Annotated in this window: 16 protein-coding genes, 1 tRNA gene and 1 other annotated feature; of the genes, 2 read left to right on the top strand and 15 right to left on the bottom strand. The window is 43.1% G+C overall.

Annotation, left to right across the window (positions count from 1 at the left end):
• Positions 1 to 88: 88 nt before the first annotated feature.
• Together QPK24_RS07935 and tyrS are read right to left on the bottom strand one after the other, a co-directional pair.
• Positions 89 to 161, bottom strand: a tRNA-Lys gene (locus QPK24_RS07935).
• A gap of 245 nt (positions 162 to 406) precedes the next feature.
• Positions 407 to 1,666 (bottom strand): tyrosine--tRNA ligase, encoded by a 1,260-nt coding sequence (gene tyrS, locus QPK24_RS07930; RefSeq protein WP_285747662.1) that lies wholly within the window; start codon positions 1,664 to 1,666, stop codon positions 407 to 409.
• A 96-nt stretch (positions 1,667 to 1,762) separates the two neighbouring features.
• Positions 1,763 to 1,995 (bottom strand) — a binding site (T-box leader).
• A gap of 179 nt (positions 1,996 to 2,174) precedes the next feature.
• Between tyrS and QPK24_RS07925 the strand changes: the two genes are divergently transcribed.
• Positions 2,175 to 3,635 (top strand): MFS transporter, encoded by a 1,461-nt coding sequence (locus QPK24_RS07925; protein ID WP_285747661.1) that lies wholly within the window; start codon positions 2,175 to 2,177, stop codon positions 3,633 to 3,635.
• A 126-nt stretch (positions 3,636 to 3,761) separates the two neighbouring features.
• On the opposite strand, the gene QPK24_RS07920 is transcribed toward QPK24_RS07925, so the two are convergent.
• The gene (locus QPK24_RS07920) at positions 3,762 to 4,862 is read right to left on the bottom strand and encodes a glycoside hydrolase family 88/105 protein (protein ID WP_285747660.1); all 1,101 of its coding nucleotides are present in this window, start codon (positions 4,860 to 4,862) and stop codon (positions 3,762 to 3,764) included.
• A gap of 12 nt (positions 4,863 to 4,874) precedes the next feature.
• On the bottom strand, positions 4,875 to 5,789 hold the full coding sequence (locus QPK24_RS07915) for a pectinesterase family protein (protein WP_285747659.1): 915 nt from the start codon (positions 5,787 to 5,789) through the stop codon (positions 4,875 to 4,877).
• Positions 5,790 to 5,915: 126 nt separating this feature from the next.
• On the opposite strand from QPK24_RS07915, the gene QPK24_RS07910 reads away from it, so the two are divergent.
• Entirely contained in the window at positions 5,916 to 6,767 is an 852-nt protein-coding gene (locus QPK24_RS07910) for a helix-turn-helix transcriptional regulator (protein WP_160032966.1), read from the top strand.
• Between the two features lie 5 nt (positions 6,768 to 6,772).
• Here QPK24_RS07910 and QPK24_RS07905 read toward each other — a convergent pair whose 3' ends face one another.
• The 11 genes from QPK24_RS07905 to QPK24_RS07855 form a co-directional block, all read right to left on the bottom strand.
• Positions 6,773 to 8,359: a glycoside hydrolase family 28 protein gene (locus tag QPK24_RS07905; RefSeq protein WP_285747655.1), complete on the bottom strand. Its 1,587-nt coding sequence runs from the start codon at positions 8,357 to 8,359 to the stop codon at positions 6,773 to 6,775.
• Between the two features lie 52 nt (positions 8,360 to 8,411).
• Positions 8,412 to 9,977 carry a glycoside hydrolase family 43 protein gene (locus QPK24_RS07900; protein ID WP_285747653.1) on the bottom strand — a complete coding sequence of 522 codons (1,566 nt, stop codon included), beginning with the start codon at positions 9,975 to 9,977 and terminating at the stop codon, positions 8,412 to 8,414.
• A 183-nt stretch (positions 9,978 to 10,160) separates the two neighbouring features.
• Complete coding sequence (locus tag QPK24_RS07895) at positions 10,161 to 11,756, bottom strand: pectate lyase family protein (protein ID WP_285747651.1); 1,596 nt, start codon at positions 11,754 to 11,756, stop codon at positions 10,161 to 10,163.
• A gap of 135 nt (positions 11,757 to 11,891) precedes the next feature.
• Positions 11,892 to 12,860, bottom strand: a complete 969-nt coding sequence (locus QPK24_RS07890; RefSeq protein ID WP_285747649.1) for a carbohydrate ABC transporter permease — start codon at positions 12,858 to 12,860, stop codon at positions 11,892 to 11,894.
• Between the two features lie 76 nt (positions 12,861 to 12,936).
• Positions 12,937 to 13,803 carry a carbohydrate ABC transporter permease gene (locus QPK24_RS07885; protein ID WP_285747647.1) on the bottom strand — a complete coding sequence of 289 codons (867 nt, stop codon included), beginning with the start codon at positions 13,801 to 13,803 and terminating at the stop codon, positions 12,937 to 12,939.
• Positions 13,800 to 16,058, bottom strand: a complete 2,259-nt coding sequence (locus tag QPK24_RS07880; protein ID WP_285747645.1) for a DUF5696 domain-containing protein — start codon at positions 16,056 to 16,058, stop codon at positions 13,800 to 13,802. The genes QPK24_RS07885 and QPK24_RS07880 overlap by 4 nt, the downstream gene beginning before the upstream one ends.
• On the bottom strand, positions 16,055 to 18,187 hold the full coding sequence (locus QPK24_RS07875; RefSeq protein ID WP_285747643.1) for a YIP1 family protein: 2,133 nt from the start codon (positions 18,185 to 18,187) through the stop codon (positions 16,055 to 16,057). The genes QPK24_RS07880 and QPK24_RS07875 overlap by 4 nt, the downstream gene beginning before the upstream one ends.
• A 30-nt stretch (positions 18,188 to 18,217) precedes the next feature.
• Positions 18,218 to 19,090, bottom strand: coding sequence for a carbohydrate ABC transporter permease (locus tag QPK24_RS07870; RefSeq protein WP_285747641.1), 873 nt, complete (start codon positions 19,088 to 19,090; stop codon positions 18,218 to 18,220).
• Positions 19,090 to 20,064: a carbohydrate ABC transporter permease gene (locus QPK24_RS07865; RefSeq protein ID WP_285747640.1), complete on the bottom strand. Its 975-nt coding sequence runs from the start codon at positions 20,062 to 20,064 to the stop codon at positions 19,090 to 19,092. Before QPK24_RS07865 ends, QPK24_RS07870 begins: the two co-directional genes overlap by 1 nt.
• Complete coding sequence (locus tag QPK24_RS07860) at positions 20,051 to 23,023, bottom strand: extracellular solute-binding protein (RefSeq protein ID WP_285747639.1); 2,973 nt, start codon at positions 23,021 to 23,023, stop codon at positions 20,051 to 20,053. Before QPK24_RS07860 ends, QPK24_RS07865 begins: the two co-directional genes overlap by 14 nt.
• Before the next feature lie 27 nt (positions 23,024 to 23,050).
• On the bottom strand, positions 23,051 to 24,172 hold the full coding sequence (locus tag QPK24_RS07855; protein WP_285747638.1) for an ABC transporter ATP-binding protein: 1,122 nt from the start codon (positions 24,170 to 24,172) through the stop codon (positions 23,051 to 23,053).
• Between the last annotated feature and the right edge of the window lie 43 nt (positions 24,173 to 24,215).

Below are 24,215 nucleotides of genomic sequence, written 5' to 3'. Positions count from 1 at the left end.
ATAAAAAAAGACTGCAGATAGACTAGTAATTTAAACTAGTATATCTACAGTCCTGAGATGGCGAATACTCGGCCATCTTTAGCTAGGATGGGTTCTGAGGGACTCGAACCCTCGACCAATTGATTAAGAGTCAACTGCTCTACCAACTGAGCTAAGAACCCATGACTTTTTCATGTAAAAATCAATCAATGTGTCTATATTAACATATGAAATTTAATTTTGCAATATAAATCTATTATTTTCTTACCTAGATCTTACATTGAACGGGCAGATCTACCTAGTTAGATGTTAGATGTTATAAAACCGCGGAACACGTATTAGTGTCCCGCAGTTTATGATTGTAATGATAATGAACTTAGTTACCTAGTGCAGAAATACTGCAGCCCTGCTGTGGTTTCACTGTCTACTAGGACATTTTCACCAAGCTGTAGTTTTTCTTACCTTTACGAATAATGATAAATCGACCGCCAATGGCCTCACTTGCTGTCACTTCAAAGTTTACATCCGTAACTCGCTCACCATTCATCGAAATTGCACCTTTTGTAATATCTTCGCGTGCTTGACGCTTAGATGGCTCGATTCCTAGATCAACAAGCCAGTCTACAATATTTTTCGATTCATTCGTTGCTTCAAAGGTTGGCATTTCTTTAAACCCTTGCTCAATTTCATCTGCCGTAAGGGATTTAATATCGCCGCTGAAGAGTGCTGCTGTAATACGAAGCGCTTGCTCAAGCATTTCTTCGCCATGTACAAATCTTGTCATTTCTTCAGCAAGCTTCTTCTGAGCTTCCCGCTTATGCGGTTCTGTCTCTACTTTTTCAGCCAGCCCGTCAATTTCTTCTTTGGAGAGGAAGGTAAAGTACTTCAAATATTTCACAACATCGCGATCATCCGTGTTAGCCCAGAATTGGTAGAACTCAAATGGAGTTGTTTTCTTCGGATCGAGCCAGATCGAACCACCCGCTGATTTACCGAATTTCGTTCCATCTGCTTTCAGCATCAGCGGAATTGTCAGACCGAATGCTTTTGCTTCTGCTCCTTCTTTTTTCCGGATCAGATCTAGACCGCTTGTAATGTTACCCCACTGATCAGAACCGCCGATTTGCAGCTGAACATCTTCGTTCTGGTACAAATGCAAGAAGTCCAGAGACTGCAGAATTTGGTAAGAAAACTCGGTAAAGGAAATACCACTTTCGAGTCTGCTTGCTACCACATCCTTAGCAAGCATGGAATTGAGGCTAAAGTTTTTACCATAGTCGCGCAAGAATTCAATGACATTAATCTTATGGGTCCAGTCATAGTTATTAACCATGCGAATTTGGTTATCGCCTTCTGTAATAAACAGTTTTTTCATTTGGTTCGTGAGTGCATCCACGTTCGCTTGTACTTCTTCGAGTGTTTGCAGTGAACGTTCTGATTGACGCCCACTTGGATCTCCAATGGTTCCCGTAGCCCCGCCGATCAGAATCACCGGACGATGCCCGGCTAGTTGGAATCGTTTGAGTACCATGAAGGGAATCAAGTGACCAATATGCATACTATCGCCGGTTGGATCTACACCGCAGTACAGAGATATTGACTTTTGGCTCGTTAATTCCCTAAGACCTTCCGCATCCGTTTGTTGATTAATGGCGTCCCGCCATTCCAGTTCATCAATAATATTCACAGTGATAACACTCCTTTAGGTTCGTAAGTTTTCTTATAATTAGAGATAGACCAGCACGGCAAATATAAAAAAAATCGTCCCTATGTCTATTGTAGACATAGGGACGATTGAACAACCGTGGTACCACCCAGATTGCATAAATGAACGCCACACATCATATGTGCCATTTATGCCGCTTTTATCACGAGGTATCGTTCGCCACTTCCGCTCGGCATTACCCGAGATACTCCAGAGTGTAATTCGCGATCTTAGTGTGTACCGGGTTCCATCAACCCCCGGCTTTCTAGAACAGGGACTAAGCTGCTACTGGGCTCTTTCAACGTATATCATATATAAGATTATTGACAGTATAGAGAAATAATTTTTTGATGTCAACCATTGAGGTTAGGGTGTAAATCGATAATTTTCACAATAACGTTATAATTTACTTTGTCATCCCATTTTTTATCGTCCATGAGAATGTTAGAATGAATTTATATGTTCAAAAATTTCATTAGGAGCAAAAGAATTGCGTACACATCCAATTAATTTTCTGCGTATTACAGGCCTATTAGATGGTTTTTCATTTTTATTCTTGTTATGTATCGCCATGCCAATGAAGTATGCCCTCGGCATCGATGCAGCAGTTTCGGTCATGGGTAGTATTCACGGTGCTGTCTTCTGCCTATATGCTCTTGCGATCCTTTATGCTGCTATTCGGGTCAATTGGAGCTTATGGTGGTCAGCTGCAGCATTCATTGTCGCCTTTATTCCATTTGGCAATTTTGTATTTGATTTTAAGCTGAAGAAAGCTGTAACTAAATACAAGATGAAACCTTTTAATCCTGCCCTGATTGTATATAGTATTGTGTTCTTCTCTTTTATCGATTTATTTGCACAACTGCCCGTTATGAGCACATTTGCAGCTTCCGTTGGGGCAAGCACATTTATTGTAGGCTTTGTGGTAGGACTATATTCATTAACCAATACAGCGGGCAATGTCTTATCAGGTATTCTGACCGATAAGATCGGACCTTTTAAGTTACTGATGGCCGGATTAGTATTAACAAGCTGTACATTGCTGCTATATTATTTTGTCGAATCACCTGCGTTTCTGATCATTGTACGTATTTTTCATGGTTTTGTGGCTGGACTCATTGTTCCTGCTGCGTTCACCTTCTCTGCAAATACAACGATCAATAATGAACAAGGTAAAAAAGTTGCATTCACCGGCACCTTTGTAGGGCTAGCTGCGATTATCGGACCTGCTTTCAGCGGAATTATGGCAAGTAAAACCTCAGTCCCTTTCGTTTTTACTTGTATAGCCGTATTGGGACTCATTCTAGCCGTATTATCTGCTATCTTTCTTCGTAAATATAAAGTGTCTAAGACAGAAAAAGAGGTTAACGTCCACACATCCGCTGGATCGTTCTTTAATATAGGGGTGATTAAAGCCTATTGCGGAGCATTTTTCTTAATGTTCTCTCAAGGCGTAATTGCTTATTTACTACCCCTGCATGTTCAAACGCTTGGATATGATTCGAGATTAAGCGGCACGCTGCTTAGTACGTTCGGGATTATTGCTGTTCTCATGTTTGTCCTTCCTACGAATCGTATTTTCGATCGTGTTGCTCCATCGGTAACGATGGCAATTGGAATGGGTCTGCTTGGAATTAGTCAAATGCTGATCAGCCAATCAACAACGACACTCGCCCTTTACATCGTACTTGGTCTATACGGAATCGGTTTTGCACTCTTGTTCCCATCTATTAATACCATGCTCATTAGAGCTACCACAGCGGAACTGCGAGGCAAAGCTTACGGTTACTTTTACGCCTTCTTCTCTCTAGGTGTAGTCGCCGGTTCTTCCGTATTAGGATGGCTGTCTCTCAGTATTATCGGAGGATTCTTATTTACGGGAGTAATCCTATTGCTTACTTCTGTAACCATTGCCTTTCACAAAAATAAAGATCAGGTACTGAATCATTAAGGAATTTCATTTTCCTTCACACTTGGATATAAAAGAAGACAGGATCACTGGAACTTTACCTCAGGTAAACTCCATGATCCTGTCTTTTATTTTCACAAAAACCTAATTCTTCCCACGGTGCACGACCTACAGATATTCAACCGCACTAAGAGCCATGATGCAAGCCCCCAGCGATTTAAGATCATCTTCTACAATAGGCTCTGAAACATAATAGGTATACGATCCATCCCGATAAGGATTTCCTCCAAGACCTGCCACTTTGCAGTTCTGTTTAACAGAAAGCATACCCTCACGGTCCTTGTACAAGAAGTTATTTATAATTCCCTGATAAGCACGCTTAGCAGCCTCAGCCATCTCCGGACCTAGTATTCCAAGTGTATTTCCTTTCTTTAAAGTATAGGTGAACATAGAAGAGGCTGAAGCCTCCAGGAAATTCCCTTGCCGAGTGCCATGATTCATGACTTGATACCATAAACCAGTCTGAGTATCTTGTACGTTAAGAACTGCCTCGGAACAACGTTGAAGCATAGCCGCTACCTTTTCTCGTCCTACATGTCCCTCAAGAAAAGGCAATGTATCCACAAGAGCCATAGCAAACCAGCCCATCCCCCTCCCCCAAATCTGCGGAGATTGCCCAGTAACAGGGTTTGACCACCTCTGACCTCGACTCTCATCCCATCCATGATATAAAAGTCCGGTCTGTGAATCACGTGCTTTGTCCTCCATAAGCAGTAATTGCCGTACTGCTTCATCAATATAATGTCCCTCTCCAAACATAATTCCGTACTCGGCTAGAAAGGGCATCGCCATGTAATGACCATCAAGCCACATCTGGTGAGGATAGATTTTTTTATGCCAGAATCCACCGGATTTTGTACGCGGCTGATTGTTCATTTGTGCGATTAGCTTTTTTGCAGCCAACGCATATTTTTCTTTTCCAGTGTACCGATAAAGCTGAAGCAGCATCTTCCCATTATTGATTTGATCCAAATTGTAATCCTGCTCCCGGTAAGTACGGATATTCCCATCATTCTCTACATAACGGTCCATATTCGTCCGTATATATTCCAACAGGTCGTTCTCTCCCGTATGCATGTAAACATCATGGATTCCTTTCAACAAGCAACCTTGTTCGTAGTGCCAACGATCAGAAACCCAGGTACAATGAATCAACATCGGATAGTTCTTGATCCACTGTGTCACTAGCCGCATCGCGAGATTATCCATTCGCCTCCCCTCCTACACCCTTGCGGAACGCTTTGCTGGCTGCCACTGATCTAGGCCTCCCAAGACAATATCAGGTGTGAGTTTGCTTGCTTCTTCCTTGCTTATGAGCTGCGCCCAGGTCACCCGCTCCATGTCATTTGCGCCGAGCCCATAAGATCCATATTCTGAATATCTGGATGTTTTTTCTTTCTCCAGATCCCCCCAATTATGCCAACCTGAAGGATGAACGGACGCATCCATATTTGTTCGGACCCAGGTAACCTTCGCATAAGGTCTCCAGGGTCTCCCCAAATACACCTTCTCTACCCCAGCGTCTCCTGTAACCTTGCAATCAAGAAAAATGTATCCATGTTCCTCGTTCTCCGGTGTGGATGCAGCGGTAATGTATCCGCCTTTTCGTTTACAGTGGATATGACAATGATCAAATACTGCTGTTGCTGGCCCAAAAATAAAATCGACATCTCCCTCAATATAACATTGGTCATAATATTGTCTTCCAGGGCCCGTATACAGCGTATCTTGATCCCCCAAAAACCGCACATTTCTGAACAAAGCCCGATCCGCATCTACAAATGCGGCAACCGCCTGACCCGTTCCTGGACCTGAACTGTTTACAATCGTCATATTCTCCATCATGAAGTCAGGCGCATAAATAAACAGACTGGCACTTCGAAAAGTACCGATTGGACTTCCATCATCCCCTAGGGTATGTGCATTATCATCGTAAGTAAGAATGGTATTTTTCTGATCTTTTCCTAGTAAAGTGATAGGCGGCAAATTTTTATGGATAACCATTTTTTCTTTATAGATTCCTGGCTCGACTAAAATCACCACAGGTTCATTCCCCACCGAATCCACAGCCTCCTGTACCGTTACAAAGTCTCCTGTTCCTTGCTGGGAAACAACGATGATCTGCTTATTATCCATGATTTAAACAACCTCTCCTCTCTATTGTTAACGTTTACATTATTGTGTATAATCGTTCTAATTTACGAGTAATAATCCGGGTTATTTATCATTCTTCTACTTATTCTCCTAGGGAGGGATATCCTCATGAGTGATCGTACCGAACCAAAACATATCATCGGCGAACACGCCTTTTCGATTCAATTGATGAAAAAAAGCGGGGTTTCCGCAATGAAGCGACCTCATAGCCATCCTTATTATGAGCTCTACTATTTACTCGATGGGGAAAGAGTATATTTTATGAATGGTTCCGTCTATACTGCCCGAAAGGGTGATATGATGGTCGTCAATCCAGATGATTTTCATTCCACAGCAAGTTCGGATGTGCCAGAATTCGAGCGTGTACTTGTCAGTTTCTCACATCAATTCTTTACGGAGGGTAATCCTCGTACTGGAGTGGAGCTTCCCTTTCGTGAATCCCTTCTTATAAGATTTACCTTGAAGGAACAACCTTTCATTGAACACCTTTTGCGGCAAATGCTAAAGGAATGCAGGGAGCAGCCCCTTCACTATGTAGCTTATGTTCGTTCATTACTTACGGAGCTGCTGATCCATCTCGATCGCCATCTTCATAGTGACCAGACTAAGAAAGTCATGATCGAAGACAGAAATCCCATGCATGCCAAGGTATCCGAAATTGCTAATTATATGAATGAACATTATGCACAGCCGCTGACACTCGAGCAGCTCGCACGGCAATTTTATATTAGTCCTTCTTATCTAAGCCGAATCTTTTCCAAGTTAACGGGGTTCCATTTCAAAGAATATTTACAAGTCGTTCGCATCCGCGAAGCTCAGAAAAGACTTGCTGAAACACGTGATAAAGTACAGTCGATTGCAGAGCAAACGGGATTTGAACATATCAATCATTTTAATAAGACTTTTAAAAAATTGACGGGGACCTCTCCCCTGCGTTACCGAAAACAACACAGCAAATAAAAAGTTTAATAGGATAGTCTTTTGATTTCTTCTTGTATAACACCTTGCCCCGTTATAATCTGCATGGTTTCAGCAGTGGAACGCCGGAGGGTAATATCTGCAGTATTGGCTCCAAAAACAGCAATTTGGCGTTCTTCTCCCTCATGAGACTCTCCTTTCACTCCCGCCGCTGACACAGAACGGCATTGATGAAGTTCAATCAAAGGTCCATGATCAGTGTACAATTCTACATCACTAATCTGAAAATGCTGCGCATGGGCAAGCTTTATTCCTCTGCGGCACTTGAAAACCGAACTCGATATGTCCATATTTGAAAGCGGCATTTCTGAAAGGCCCCCCGCATAAACAGCCGACTCCGCACCGAGACAAACAATGCCCTCCATTCGGATATTTCGGAAAATAGGCGTTTCATCAGATATAGGATATTTGTCATCTGCCCAGATGCCGGATCCTTCATTTCCGTTATAGAACATATTCATAGATATGGCATCTCCGGCGATCTCTCTCATCCGAATATTTTGGATAAGGATATCCTCGACAATACCTCCTCTACCGCGCGCGCTTTTAAATCGTATTCCTATATCCGTACCGATAAATGTACAGTCTGTGATATGAACGCGGCGGACACCGCCGGACATCTCACTACCAATCACAACGCCCCCATGACCATGATAGACAACACAGTCTCGAATAGTGATATCCTCGCAAGGAATTCCCAAGTCTCTACCCGGTTTATCTTTACCCGACTTAAAACAAATCGCATCATCACCTACATCAAACATACAATTCTCGACCAAAGCCAAAGAACAGGAATCAAGATCCAGTCCATCTCCATTCTGAGCATACCAAGGATTACGAACCGTAATAGAGCGAATGGTCAGATGCTTGGAAGCCCATGGATGAAGACACCAGGCTGCCGAATTCTGAAAGGTAGCTGCTTCGAGCAAAATACGATTACATTTCCGCAGACTTAGGAGCGCCGGACGCAAATAGTCTCTAGCAACCTCATACGACTGCTTATCTTTACACCCTTCCTGATCTAGCCGATCTACCAGGGTTCTGCCGTTCATTGCACCTATGGAAGGCCACCAAACCTCGCCTTCACTGTCTACAACTCCACCATTATTTATCAGCTGTTCCCATTCCCGTGCATTCAGCTTCATCTTTTTGACAGGACGCCAGACCTCTCCGCCCCCATCAAATATCCCTTGTCCGGTAATCGCTATATCTTCTAGTCCCTCCCCGTCCAGTGGTGATTGACATCGATAAGTCGCCAGTCCCTCAAACGTTGAATAAACAAGCGGGTAGTCGTCTCTACACTGGCTAAAGCTAATTAGTGCTCCTGCCTCGGCATGCAGATTGATTCTACTCTTCAGTACGATTGGTCCTGTACTCCATACCCCTGCAGGAATAACTACTTTTCCACCCCCGGCCTGATGACATGCTTCAATCGTTAATCGAAATGCTTCCGTGTTGTCCGTTACACCATCACCTGCAGCTCCGAAATCTGTAATCATAAATGTCCGATCCGGTATAGTAGGCAGTTCAATATTTTGGTTCACACTTGACCATGCTTCAGTCATCTTTTCCATAAGTTCTTTCGCTCCTTTTTTTCGCTCGATTTCAATCTAGAGTCCTTGTTTGTTACTCCGTCAGGGCAATATATTCAAACCAGTCAAAATCCGCTGCATTGTCGCTCTTCTTTCCCTCACTGCTTGCATACATACCTATATAAGCTCCCGTAAAACCGCCTGCCATATCTGTGCTGAGTATCGTACCAAGTACATTCTCACAGAGGGTAACCCATGGTCCTTCTTGTTCCCGGTAGAAAAAGCGGTAATTCTGCTGGTACGCTTCAACTTTTAAATACAGCTTGGAAGTATTCAGGCTGTGAGAGGCTAAAGTCGTCTCTTCCCCGCCGCATCGGCGAACAAGGCGAATTTCCTTGTTTCCTTCCCAAATCCCATATATAAATCGGAACTGATAATCCATATTTTGCAGCAACACGAGCCCTGCAGACTCCTGTTCTGAACGCGGGTTAAACTCCATCACTGTACATGAGGCAAAGCTGATATGTTGCTGCCTGCGTCCTACAAAGGATGGATTCTCAGGCTTTGTAATCGACTCTGGCTTCAAACGAAGCCGTAAATATCCTGGACGTTCTTTTAAACTCCAAAATTCTTCCCGCGGTGTACGAATGAAATTCCAGTGATCTTCGAGCTCTAACGTATCAAAATGATCGCAAGCCGGAAGGGAGGGCCATCTATGTTCAGGAAGATTTGGACGGTTCATGATTAGCTCAATCTTACCGATTCCCGGTGCCACTACTGGCCAGCCGCTTTCCCAGCGGACAGGAACAAGAAATGTCTCTCTTCCTAAGTTGCGGTAATTTCCGCCGTAAGGGCGTGAAGCTAGACATACCATCCACCATTCCCCATTTTGCGTTTCGATGAGTTCCGCATGTCCAACGTTAACGATTTCGGCTTCTCTTCCTAAATGTCGATGCGTCAGAATCGGATTGGATCTGCATCCCTCATATGGACCTGCCACAGACTCACTGCGTGCAATGGTTACGGCATGCGTTCTTCCTGTTCCACCTTCGGCGATGAGCAGGTAATAATAACTTCCGATTTTGTACAGATGCGGTCCTTCCTGGGCATGAGCTACCTTCAACGCTCCTTGCCACAGGCTGTATTTATCTCCAATCAACTTGCCTGATGCAAGATCCAGTTCCTGAAGCCAAATGTCCATATTTTTTGCATGAATCTGTCCTTCCGGCGGAACCCTGTTCCCGGTGTAATAAACCTTGCCATCCTCATCAAAAAACAAAGAGGGGTCAATACCTGGTGCATCTTCGAGCCATACAGGTTCTGACCACTCGCCTTCGGGATCAGATGCGGTTACATAAAAGTTGCGCTGACTTTTATCATTCCCTACCATTGTGGTGATGACATAGAAAGTACCCTCGTGATAACGAATCGTTGGAGCCCATATTCCTTTAGATGGCAGCAATCCATCCAAATCCAGCTGTGAAGGTCTGCTCAGTACATGACCAAGCTGTCTCCAATTCACGAGATCCTTACTATGAAAGATAGGAACCCCAGGAAAATACTCGAATGTAGACGTCACCATATAATAATCTTCATCAACTCTGCAGACCGATGGATCCGGATAAAACCCTGGGAGAATCGGATTCCTGAATGTGTTCAACCGTTACACCTCCGTTTTGAATCGCTTTCATTATAAAGTAAGAAAATTACCAAATCTCTCTGTTCGCTTGTTCAAATCGCTTAAATTTATCTTTATTTGTCCTCTTTTGTTTTTTATTATCAAGCTTCCTCTAAAAAAGGGACCAGCATAGCCGATCCCGCCGTAAAAATAAGTTTCTTTTTGCTAATTCAAATAAGCACTAAGTTCCGGATAATGAATGTATTTTATTCCGCCAGCAAAGGACGAAGCGCCTGAGTATGCGTTTACAAATCCTTTTACGTCCATTCCGTTTATGTTATATGCATCAAGCGTCTCGAAGTTATAATTTGTGATTGGATTCCATGGGGATAGATTTCCGTTTGGTGCAGAAAGCGGGTAAGGTTCTGGAAATGGCGGTGTCTCCGCTTTATCCGTATAGGAACCCATATCAGTGAAGAATCCGGCTGTGTCTACTGAAACTTCATTATCCCAATAGCCGCTGCTTTCTTTTCGGTAGCCTTCAAATCGGTTCGCATTAGAATAGACTTGACCCCCGGCACCCACATTCAAGCTGGAATAACCGTCATTATTTGTTCCTGCATATGTCCGTACCATAAAATTATTAAGGGCGTGCAGTTTACCGTTACCGAGCTGCGGTGTTCGGTGAATGACCGAATCAAATTTGTTGTATGCGGCAGTAGCTCTATCCTTATCTACAAATCCTGCTCCAAAGGCGACTCCCCAATAGCGATGAAAGAAGTTGTTATACGAAAGCGTGACAAAATCAGGATCCTGGGCTGCATAAATGGAACGATTCACCCATATAAACTTCCCAACTTCATCCTTATCCAGTGGCAACGTCGTGGAGAATGTAGAATGATCGATCCAGACATTACGTGATCCATATACAGCGATGGCAACTACATCTTCGCGATTTTCCACACTAATGTTCACATTTTTAATAATGATATTGTTGCTTACCGGTTGAACTTTAAAATAATCATCAGTCCGCAAACGAGGATCTATGAGTGTATTAGCTCCGTAAGAACCGATAATTGTTTTGTTCGAAGTGATTCGCAGATCATACACTTCATTTAAGGAATTGATATTTGCGGCAATAACGATTGTCAGCGGATCGGGATTCAGAAGAGCATCCTTAAAGGATGCAAGATCCGATACAAACACTGTTTTCCCGAGCAGGCCGCCAATTGTCCCGGTTTTCTCTCCACCGTCAGCATTGACGTGCCCGGCAAAGCCGATGAGACCATCACTTTCGAGCTTAAATTTTTGCTTAACATCTCCGGTAAAAGTCGCGAGGATCACGCTCTGATTGGAAGTATCCAGCGTTAACGCCTGAGTTTCATCTTTTTTGCTTACGATTTTGTAGCGTAAGGCATCTCCATTAACGTCGGTTTCTACACTGATGAATTTCCAGAGTTGCCCATCATCACCTACATCACTACGTAGCACTGCAGCCGTATTCGCAACGGTCCCGCTCGCTAAAGTCGATAAGAGCTTTTCAGTCCGCATATTAATAATTTTAAAGTTAATACCATCCATTGTACTTAGCCGCCAACGTTCATTGCTCTCTCCATTAGAGGGCCAAAAATTGATCGGATCATTTTCTTTAAATCCTGTGATATTTATGTTCTCATGATTCACACCAACGATCTTGATCTCCTGATAAGGGTAAGCTGGATTTGCAAAAGCTTTGTGGTCCTGAACTACAGAAGGAAGAAATATTGCCATCATCACCATAACCGCAAGCATCATAGATATCAATTTCTTCTGATTTGCCATATACATCCTCCAGTTCATATCATTCGAGATTGATCTAACGCACCATACTTCTTCATTCTTCAACCATATGAAAACCTTCACCTCCTTTCGGCTAGTCATCTTATAGTTAACTGTAAGAAATGAAAACTTTAGTAGCTATTCCACTAATCCCGTACGTTCCACCCCTTCCACAAACCAGCGTTGAGCAAACATATAAAGAATGAGCGGCGGAAGAATGGATAAAAAGGAAGATGCCATTTTTAATGGTTCATCAAAGATCGAAGGACCTTCCATTGCAATTCTTTGCTGAATCGTAGAATTAGCAATTGAAATACTAAGGGAGAGTGGCATATTCTCCGATCCTGTTAAATACATACTAGGCAGATAAAAATCATTCCATGTCCATACGAAAGAAAATAAAAAGACGACCAAAATTGCGGGTTTAGCGAGTGGAAGCATTACCCGGTAAAAAATACGGAAGACACTCGCACCATCGATCTTCGCAGCTTCTTCCAGCTCCTTCGGCTGGTTTGCAAAAAACTGACGATAAATGATAACAAACACAGCACCTTTAAATCCGTGACCAAACAAAGCCGGAAGCATGATAGGGATATAGGTTCGAATCAAATCCAGCTTTCCTGCAAAAATCAAATTCGGCAAAATCGTTACTTGAGGAGGAACAATAAATGATAATAACAGAAGAAAAAACAACGTCTTTTTAAAAGGAATCCTGAGTCTCGCAAAAGCGTACCCAGCAACTGCGCAAGAACAGGTCTGTAAACAAGCGACTGAGAGCGAGACCATGAGGCTGAGAGAAAATGCTTTGGGAAAGTGAAGAATGTCCCACGCATCTTGTAAGATACCGAAATAAACCGTTCGCGGAACCCAATTAACTGCGGGATCGATCAGATCCGCCTCATTTTTAAGCATGGAAGAGACCATGTAAAATACGGGTTTCAAGTAGATATACGTCACAGTGATGAGAATGAAATAGATAAAAAGCCGGTACAGAAGGCCTTTGTCGGCCTCTTTTCCCACAATGATATGTTTGATTCTACGAAGCCGCAGCCCCTTACGCCGGGCAGGATGATGATTTGGATTAACCGTGATGTCTGTTCTCTCCATGTTGTACACTTCCTCCCGTTTTTTTAAAAATCAGTGAAAGGATAAGTTGTGAGGACGTAAATAGATGATTTTGTAATTATGCAGATGTTTTACGCGATGAAGTAACCCTTTTGAACAGAAGAAAGATAAGCCCAAGAAGAAGAAAAATGATGGTGAAATAGATCCAAGCCAGTGCACTGGATTGTCCGTAATTTGATGTATTCACCTTCGTAAGAATCGGATTCGTGGGGAAAGTAAACAAATCCACCACCGTATAGATGAGATTGAGCATAATAAAAGGTGTCATTGCAGGCAGTGTGATTTTCCAAAAAACTTCCCAAGGATTTGCTCCATCGATTCGTGCTGCTTCATATACAGAACCTGAGATCGTTTGACGTCCTGCAAGAAAAATCAAAATCTGTACACCCGAATACCAGAGTACGAGTACAAACGAATCCATAATGGAAACAATCGGTGCAGCCAGTGTTTTTGGAAGATTCTCTGCGATAATTCCTGATATATTGTATTGGTCTAGAAAATTAAGTTTTCCTTCGCCTTGGCTAAGAAACTCCTGAACCAGCTGTCCCGATGCGAAGATCACCGGCAAGAAGAAGACTCCACGGAAAAATCCTCTTCCCACAAAGCGCTGGTTCAAAACAATGGCAATCATAAGCGAGAAAACAATAATTACAGGAAGCATCATCAGTGATTGAATAAGAAACGGAATAAGATCGTTGTATAAGATACCCCCGCTGGTAAACAAAATGAATTTGTAGTGATTCCAACCCTCAAAGCTGGTTTTAATTCCTGTAGCCAAAATTTCAACATTATGAAAACTCATGTACAGAGAGTAACCCAGCGGAAAAGCCATAAAGAACATGAACCCGATGAGCCAAGGGGAAATAAACAGCAGGCCTTCTAAGTACTGAATGGTCGTGCCAGATAGTCTTCGTCTTCCCTTCATGAGGCTTCCTCTCCTTTCATGAGCGTATAACCAAGCGCAGGAACAGATATCTCCCCGTCATAATAGACTTCTTCTCCATAATTCACTAGAATACGGGTCCCATTCTCGTAAACCGTCTCCTTCACTCTCTTCGTAATAGATCGGTGAGAGACAATGAACTGGTCCTGTACCGCGGAGAATAGTTCATTAAATATTTGGTATTCTTTTATTACTTCTGCTTCCCATTCCGAGAACTGGGTGCTGAAGTACTGGAAGGCAAATGCATCTGTCATTGCTGACGTAGGTACGTCTGTAAAAATATAAGCAGGATACGATCCATACTCAATGTCTCTTAGCATATCCCTCTCTTGCTCTTCACGGTTATTAGCGTATCCAGAGGAATAACTGATAAGACCATGAAGTGCCATTTGCGCAAAAGGTATAGGAGTATCTGTTAACAAATCGTGAGAGTAATCATCATCCAAATCCTGAATTCGATTCAGATAAGGAAGAGAATAAAACCCTGACCCATTCCCTTGCACATGTTCAAGCTGATCCTTAGCTTCTTTTAAAATAGACTGCTGCAGGATTTTCGCTTCACTACGAGTTGCCTTATGTTTGGTATTGTAATCACTAAACAAATCACGTCCCATGGTGTTGACACTTATCCCATCTATGTCTAAAGCTTCGTAATCATCCCACTTGCCTCTCATTTGAGCCTCTACAAACCGATTGCTGACAAGAGGCGCTTCCTCACTTTTCCCAAAAGGTTGGCTCAGCTTTCGTCCCGCTAGGTTAACAATTCCATCAAAATTGCGTTTAAATCCTCCTGCGCCGGTATTATTTAATCCATACTCGGTATCCAAATACACCGAAGCACCTAACTCATGTGCCAGCTTCACAAAGCGTTCCATACCGCGATTCCCACCGATCCTATTATCCACGGGGAGTCCTTTACCGTAAGCACTGACTCCGTTCTTTTGCCAGCCCAGATAGGTGACTTCCATACTTTTAACTCCTTGATCAGATAGCTGGCGCAGCATTTGTTCGGCTTGACTCGTTGTCGTTGCTTTAATGTATCGATCAGTCAGGATTCCTTTCTCCTGGTCACCGCCAAGAAAGGTAAGATAAAGTGGAATGAATGGTGCAGACTCTATTCGCTGTATTCCTTTATCCTCCATTAGATAATCCCGATAACGTCCTGCCATCCCTGAATAATTCGCTTCATCCTCTGGAAGCAGATAATAACGTGTCGTTCGATCGCTTCCGAATAGTTCCTTCTCGTTATAAGCGGTGTACCCTTGATTTTGTTTACGATTCGTTGTTTGGTAGAACATGGACCGGTAGTTCATCTGAGAAGTTACCCAATTGAAGCTGGTGTATACGCCAGCAGGTGCAGCCACGATATCTGCATATTCTTCGCCTTCCTGAAGTACTGCTATAAATCCGGTGCTCCCGGACTTCATACCGTACACTGGCATCACTATGCGACTTCTAGTTTCCAAATTACTCTCATTAAGCCGGAAGGCTTTATCATGACCGTATACGCTAGCCTGATAAATAGATGTTTGGATCCCGGACGAGACCTGCTCTTTAAACGTAATCAATGCCCCGCCACCATCAGGAACGAACATATACCCATCTTGCCCTGCCGACTCTACAGCTTCAAAAAAAGGAAACAGCCTTATCCAAATGAGTCCGTTTATACTTTCTTTAATTCCTTCACGAAGCACCGTCGTCTCAATATAATCGTCTTTAATCGTGACCTGTACTGGAATTTCTAGTCCAGTGTTTGGAAGTTCATAGGTTAATCTGTACCCGTTCTCTATTTCTTCAAAGTCTTTTACAGTGCCATCGTCCTTCAGTAAATCCGATTCTTTCGGCTGAACTTTACTATCATTAAAATTCAAGGTCTGGAACATGATAGGTGAAGCAGTATGCTGCTTCCAAAGCCCTTTAATCCCTGCTTTCTTCCACTGCTCAGGATCCGGAAATGATGTATACTCATGGCCGTTTCGTTTATCCTTCGCGATAAAATGTCCGGTGAATTGATCGACACTCAGCTGGATAATCTCCGTCTCAGCAACTGGTTTGAATGTAGCGGATTCAGGCAGTACTGCTTCCTTGCCATCGCTTTGTGCAGTTGATACCTTAGCTGCTTCAGGAGATTCGGCACGCTGTTCGAACTTTATATTCATGCCTACAGCTACGATGAGAATAAACACAAGTATCGCTGTAATTCCTATCGTGACTGCTTTTTTACTAAACCTTCTCATCGCAGGCTCACCTCCAGATAAATCTCCCTGATGAACGATAGCAAATCTCCGCCAAGCCCACCGATGACATAAACCATGACCGCGATCATGATTAGCGTAAAGGCTGATAATAAGATATTGATTGAAGTCTCGCCTACGCTATAGTTATGAATAGATTGAATCTGCCAAAAAAACAGCAGCCCAATCCATAAAAGCATCCCTTTATCAAAAAAACCATAAATAGAAGCTTCCGACATGGTCATTCCATTCGATAGAATGGCAAGTGGAAGTCCAATCAAAATAAAAGGAAGTAAACAGTAACTGCTGCCAATAAAAACGTCTCGGAACCGACCTTCCCCCCGGTAAATAGAGCTGATTAAATAATTAGCCAGTACCCAGCCGAACCAAATGAGCAAAAAGCGCAGCATAATAGAAATTACATCTATCTCACGAATAACGATTTTATTAAAGGAAAAACTCGTCATATATTCATTTGCAATCAAAGAAACAATGGCACATACTAAAACGATTCCCGCTCCTAAGTAGCTCGCCTTGGATTCATATCTGATCGCTGTAAAACCATCAATGGGATGACGCAATAGATAAAAAGCATGCTTCAGCTCTGCAAGGAACCTTCGCTTCTCCGCATGTAATGGCTGAGAAGACTTTCTCTTCTTTCCTCGCGCTGCCCACTTCGTGACTCCCACATACAAAGCGGTCACAATCAAAAACAACATAACCAATTTAGAGAAGTTTTTCTGAAACCAAACCAGGCGAATTTGCCAAAATGAGTCTGAATAGCCCTCTTGTGAACCGGCTAGCCGAAACAGCTCTTTGGCCTCCTCATATTGACCTTTCTTGTAAGCAGCTTTCGCTAGTCCAAACACGGCGGGAGTAAAACCTGCATTCTGACGTAGTACTTCACGCCATGGTTTCTCACTTTCCTCATAGCGCCCATTTAGTGTTAACTGATTCGCTGCACTGACGAGATTTCCAAACTCGGTAAGTCGAAAACCCTGGACTAGATTCATTTGATCATCAAGTACAAACAACTCTCCGTGAGAATTGAAATCAAGTGCTCTTGGACTTTGAAGCAGCCCCAACTGGTTAGAGGACGTCGAGGCTGGACCTCCCCAAAAGTAGAGTAAATTCCCAGAAGAATCATAGTGACTGATATATTTAAACTGTTGATCAATCACTGCCATATTGCCAGTACGATCCACAGCAGTGTCAATGAGCTGTACTTTTTGTTCAGCCTTCTTCACTTCTGAAATCAGGTACTCGCCGTAAGATCCATCTGATGCTGTGCCAAATTCACTCTCCGCGGTAAGCAGGTTATCGCCCCGTGTATTTAGCTTTCGCAATTGATTCTTCTCAATGTCTCCTCCACTAACTGTATAGATGAATCCTTCCTCATCGGTAGTGACACTATTGATCGATCCAGGAAGTTTGCTAATTTCGTTAGCATACATCTCTTTGCTGTATAAGGCTCTCTTAATACCATCCATTACAGTAAATTTTGCATCATTAGCCCCGTAAAAAGATTGAAATTCACCGTCAGGATCTAGTTGTATAAGTCCTTGATACCCACCGTTTGTAGCAATGTACAAAAATCCGCGTTTATCAACGATCAGCTTCACCGGATCATACTTGAGTGACTCTGGAATATACCTTGACTCAGGACGTCCGTATTCCTTTACTAACAGTCCATTCGCATCTAGTTTTATAACTCGCTGATTTCCTGTATCTGCAACATAAATATCTCCGGCATCCGTAACGAATACACCTTCTGGATTATTTAGCGGGCTGTCCGGAATGGTAATGTAACGAGCCAACTCACCACGTGAATTCAACTGAATAATACGGTTGTTGCCTGTATCCGCAATATAGATATCATCCTTTTTGTCAATGAAAATATCCTTTGGCCCCTGCAGTTTCGAGGGTAATGTCTTGTCCGGATGGTCTGGATCCTGAACGGTCAGATCATTTCCATAGACACTGTCCGGATAATAAATAGGCTGCATATATACCAGATCCGAATAACTGTTCAGGGTATAGGTGGGATATTTCACATCAGCCATTACTTTTGCCGGTGCCGCCGCAAGGATAATGAGCGAAAGAAAAAGCAGGAATCCGGCTTTTCTATTCATATCTGACCCCTCCTATTTTAGGCGCTGTTATTACTTGATCCCGGAATGGGCCATTGTTTGAATGACTTTCCGTTGAAAGAATAGAAAAAATAAAAAATTGGGCAAAAACAAGATCAATGCTGCTACAGCAGCTGCCCCTTGACGTGCCACATTATTAGCCAAATTACTTGTGAGTGTATTTAGAAAAAACGGGAACGTCTTCATTGCTTCGTCCTGCATAAACAGGGTTGAAGTCTGGGTGTCCCCCCACACTCCCTGAAATGTGATGATCGCCACCGTAGCAATCGCAGGACCCACCATAGGAAGTACAATTCGGGCAAATAATACATGCTCATTTGCACCATCCACCTTGGCTGCTTCGAAAAGTTCCTTAGGAATCTGATCAATAAATTGCTTGAGTAGAAAAACCCCGACTGGAGCGGCCAAATGCGGTAAAATATGCCCGAAGTATTGATTATTAAGTCCAAGATTAACAGCTACGAGATACCTTGGGATTGCTACAGTTTCAGGCGCAAACATTAAGGACAATAGAATGGTGCCGAAAAACAGCTTATGTCCTGGAAACTGATGTTTTGAAATTGGATAAGCACACAGTGCGCTAATGATGGTTACAAGAACAACGGTAGCGGCTGAAACCACAACACTGTTGAATAAATATCGACTGATCGGAACAATCGAATTCTTAGTGATATTAAGCAGTTCCTGTAAATTCTGTAGTGTAGGCTGTCTAACAAAAATCGTAGGCGGATAGAGGAATAGCTCATGATAGGGCTTTAACGCATGATTAAAAATATAAAAGATAGGCAGCAACATAAAGATTGCACCGGCTGTCATCACGACAAGCAGCATCTTTTGAAAGGGGTCCATCGCTTTCAGCTTTGAGGCTTTGCGGAACAACAGCATTATTCATCCTCCTTTGTTCCGAACAGCTTGATGCTAAACCGATTAGCGGCGAACATGATAAGAAGCAGAAATACTGAGATAGCTGAGGCGTAGCCCAGCTCATAGCGCACACCGCTGTAATCGTCAATCGAGCTGATAATAACGTGTGCCGAGTATTCAGGCGTCGGGAATGAACCAGATAAAGTCGTACCAATTTCGCCTGATTTTAGTGTCCCTACAATAGCCATTACCGCACCAAACAACATCTGAGGTTTCATTGATGGAATGGTGATATACCAGATTTCCTGAAGCCGACTCTTGATTCCGTCAAGACGACCTGCTTCATATAACTCCTGATTAACATTGAGAACACCGGCTAGCATAGCGAGAAAACCAATCCCCATACTTGACCATAAGGTTACACCGATCATCGACCCCATAAGATAGGCTTTGTCTTGTACCCATAAAATAGGAGAATCTATAAATCCAAACTTCATTAAGAAACTGTTTAAGTAACCGATTCGGTCACCTGCTAGTAACGGAAGCCATACAATGCCCATCGCAATGGTCCCTGTAAGTGAAGGTGTATAGAAAGCAAGTGCATACCATGTTCTCGCTTTGTTTGGAAGTTGAGCAATAAGCCAAGCTAGTAAAAAAGAAAGAATATATCCGCCAGGACCAACGAAAAGGGCAAACTTGAACGTATTCGGCAGCGAATGCTGAAGAAATATCAAATCTTGAGATAATAAATTCTGAAAGTTCTTCCACCCAATGAAGCGTGGAGGTTCGATGGCATTGTAGTAAGTAAAACTAAGACCAAATGCCATCACAATCGGAATGAATATAAACGCCAGAAAACAGAGAGTAAACGGCGCGATATATAGGTACGAAATCCGGTATTTATAGATCGTCTTAATAAGCTCCTGCAACCTCGAGTTTCCTATGACATGCCGCTCGATCTTTTGTGGATTCACCACCACCTCATTTTTCGGCAATTCTATCCACTCCTTCCCAAGGTTCGTCGATTTGCGGCAGGTCCAAAGTCTTCAGCAGATGTCCTTCTTTATCAACGAGCCCAAACTCCTGCTGCTTCCGAAGCAACTCTCTGTTGATTTCCATAACAGCCTGCTCCAGCGAAGAACGATAGTTCACCCCATCCAGAACAGTGCGATACCAGGCATTATTCAGTTCCCGCGTCACAAAATAAGAGCCAGGTACTTGAGGCACTCCCTTATACCACTTCCACTGTTCTAGAATGACTTTTAGTTCCTCCTTCGACCAAGGCAGTCTAGCAAATGCCTCAACATTAGAAGTATTCCAGCGGAATTGAACGCCGTTTAGCGCCTCCAGATCGGAGCCATATTTCTCTTGAATATCTGCAGATAACCACCACTTCATAAATTCCCAAGCTTCCTGCTGTTTATCTGATTTTTTAAAAATTACAGTTGCCTGTTCGCCTCCCTGTGCCCATCTCTCCACGGTGCCATCTTCACTTTTTTTCCCTGGAAGCGGAGCGATTCCCCACCTTCCGGTAAGCTCAGGAGCCGCAACACTCATCGTGACATACATGTTGTAGTCAGCTACCCCAACCGGCATAGAACCGTCTCTAAAATGTTGATAAAAACTGGGTACGCTTTTCTCGATGCTGTAGATCGTATAAAGATTAGTCCAATCCTTAAAGCCTTGAAAGGCTTCTGGACTGTCAAGACCGCTCTTCATCCCATTTTCCGTAAAGAAATCCGCACCATTTTGATATATAAAGGTAGAAAAATCATTCGCCGGGAAATAAAAATCCATATTATCTTGCTGAAGAGTAGGCAGCATACTGATCACATCATCCCATGTATCCGGAACGGTAAGATTCAGTCGCTCCAAAATATCTTTACGATAAAAAAGCACTTTAAAAGATTGGGTCTCCGGCAAACCGTAGATCCCTTGATCGTAATAATAGGGAAGAAGTGCACCGGGAGCGAAAGCGGCTGCAGTCTTTTCATAATCATGAAATTGGGATAAATCAACAGCCGCATTACGAATCGCAAAGTCAATTGGCTTATCTTCGGACAAACCCAAAGCAATATCAGGTACAATATTAGCGGCGTTTGCGAGAACAAGCATATTCGGGTCATTTAGCAGATTCACTTTTACTTTCACACCATTCTCTGGCGTGTAATATTCATCCGCATATTGTTGTAGCAAGTTGACATAATCTCTCCCCCTTGCAACCCACACATTCAGTACATTTTCATCCATATCATTTAATTGATTTTCTTTCACAAAAGAATAGCTGAATTCATCAAATCTATTTTTGACCTTTGACCACCAGCCCGCTTCCATCTTTGGAAAAGAAGACTCAGCTGGAACCCAATAAATTTGATCAAGTTGCAGTGGAGAAGCACTAAGCCCTGACTGAATATTTCCAAGCTTCCCAAGCAGGTTGGTAATATCGTCGTAGTGATAAGGGATTTCGTCTCGATTCTTGCTGATGCTTCGCAGATCTTGAACTGCTGATTGAATCGTTTGAATATAGGTATCTCGCTTGCCATTGATTTTTGTAATTTCGCTAGCTAACTCAGTCAGCTCGTTTTGAATGATTTCAAGACGCTCAATAATGTCGGGATAATCTTTCTCTGCATTCCAAGTCCGATTGCGATCAATCTTACTGCCCGTCATCGCCTTCACATCATAGTCAACCTCACGCAGAACACTCAGCACATCAAGTAGTCGTTCTATGGAAGGTGAAAACGGGGCATAGGTTGCTTCCATCTGCATCGTATGGGTGCCCTTTTCTAAATAAAAGCGGTATGGCTCACCTTCTTCGCTAGAAATAACACTGCCCTTCCACTTAGATGCATAAGGAAACCGGTAAGCAAGGAGCTCGTTAAAAGGTACCTTACCGTCAATATAAATGGTTCGAAATACAGCCTTGTTGGAAGTAAAACCCTGATAGGTGCGCATAGCAAGTTTATAAATTCCGCTTTCGGGTACATCAAAGGTCCAAGTCAACGCTTGATTACCTGAAGACCACCTTTCTCCGCCAACTGAATTAAAAACAATATGATTATTAGCTTTAGGCGTCATTGCCGGGTCTTGTTCGGAGACAAGTGGTATTGCTACATCATTTTTCATGTCAAATTGTTCTGCCTGAATAATGATCGTTTCTGTAGAAACATTTTTTTGCTGCAACGGGGGCGCGTAAGCTTCGGTTTGTACTGGTGGTACAAGTGCTATGGACTCAATAGCTAGGGATTCTGGACTTATGAGACGAATCATGTGAGTTCCCTTGCTAAAATGCCATAACAGCGGTTCAGTATAACGCCCATCGGAATCACGCAAAGCTTGCGTCTGCCACTCTTCGATCGGCTTCGGTTTTGGTCTAACCTCATCTCCTTGATCGTCTTTACGCACCTGCTTTTCATCAGCAAAATATCGGAATAATGGTAGAGCTCTGGCTTCCATAAATGGATAGGTCCCATCAACGGTCATCGCAAGCACTATTGGCTGATAAGAGATTCGTGCGTTCTTGGATATATCTGAAATAACATGATACGTGATATGTAGTTCATACAAGCCTTCATCGGGTAAATCCGTTTGGAACTCAATCCAAGAAGAATCCGTATTGCTATTCCAGACCAGTACATTCTCCTTTCCCTTATAACTCTTTGCTTGGACACTAGCCTCTGTGTCATGATTTATCAGATGCTCTGCTGTGATCTGAACCTGCTCTTGCCCAGAAATAATCTCCTTGTTTTTCCATTCCCGCCGCATGTCAGCTTGTCTTGGTTCCATTGATTGTGTAAGTTCATCTGAATCCCCCTCTATCAGCGGCTTCAAACTCGTAACCGGGCTTGCTTCGGCTGAACTTAGATTCGGTCTGGCAGCTTGAACCGGATACATTAGGCCAATACAGATGAGAAGCATGAGCATGCGGCGAAGCTTGAATATAACAACATTCATGATTCATCTCTCTCCTTCTGTACATGCTTAATCGATGAGCCGGTCACCGGTATCCTTATGAAAATAAAGCGCCTTGCTCATATCCACCGTGACATGAAGCTGTTCATCCCTCGCAAATTGATTTCGCGGATTCACTCTGGCAATGAGCCATGATTTAAAACCGATATCTAGGTATATATATCGGTCCGCTCCCATAAGTTCAGTCAGTTGAATGGAACCTGGAATCTGACTGCTCGGGGAGGTGTCATCCATCAACGGCCCCACACCCACATTTTCCGGGCGGATCCCGAGTGTCACCGTCTTATTCAGCATTCCACGCTCCCTAAGTGCCTTCGCCTGATCCCCCGGAATATCGAGATCAAACCGCCGAGTACGAAAGAAGAGATGGCCGTCTTCTGCTTCCTGCAGCTTTCCTTCAATAAAATTAATAGGAGGCGAACCGACAAAACTGGCAACAAAGGTATTTACCGGTTTGTTATAAATTTCTTCCGGCTTATCCACCTGCTGAATGACTCCATCTTTCATGACCACAATCCGGTCTCCCATTGTCATTGCTTCTGTCTGGTCATGAGTTACGTAAATTGTCGTGACCTCCAGTTTTTTCACAAGTCGAATAATCTCTGATCGCATCTGGACCCGAAGCTTTGCGTCCAGATTGGAAAGCGGTTCATCCATAAGAAAAACTTTAGGATTACGAACAATGGCTCTTCCAAGTGCAACCCGCTGTCGCTGTCCGCCGGAAAGCTCTTTGGGCTTGCGTTCAAGAAAAGGTTCGATTTCAAGAACTCTTGCCGCTCTTTTTACCGCTTGGTCAATTTCATGTTTAGGGAGCTTTCGTAGCCGGAGTCCAAATGCAATATTTTCATAAACAGACATGTTCGGATACAAGGCATAATTCTGGAATACCATTGCGATATCCCGATCCTTTGGAGGCAGGTCATTGACTAGTACATCATCAATGTAAACCTCACCATCTGAAATATCCTCAAGCCCTGCAATCATTCGCAGCGTCGTTGATTTACCGCAGCCGGAAGGACCAACAAATACAATGAATTCTTTATCACAGATTTCCAAATTGAATTGGTCAACAACCACCTCTTTATCTTTTCCGTACCTTTTGCTTACCTGTTGAAAATGAATTTGAGCCATCTTTCCTTCCTCCTCTCTTAGGTGTGGCTATCAACTCGTAAAT

This window comes from Paenibacillus polygoni (genome assembly GCF_030263935.1).
GTDB classification, from domain to species: Bacteria; Bacillota; Bacilli; order Paenibacillales; family Paenibacillaceae; genus Paenibacillus; species Paenibacillus polygoni.
Note: the sequence above shows the minus strand (reverse complement) of the source record. Positions and strands in the feature narration are given on the sequence as shown.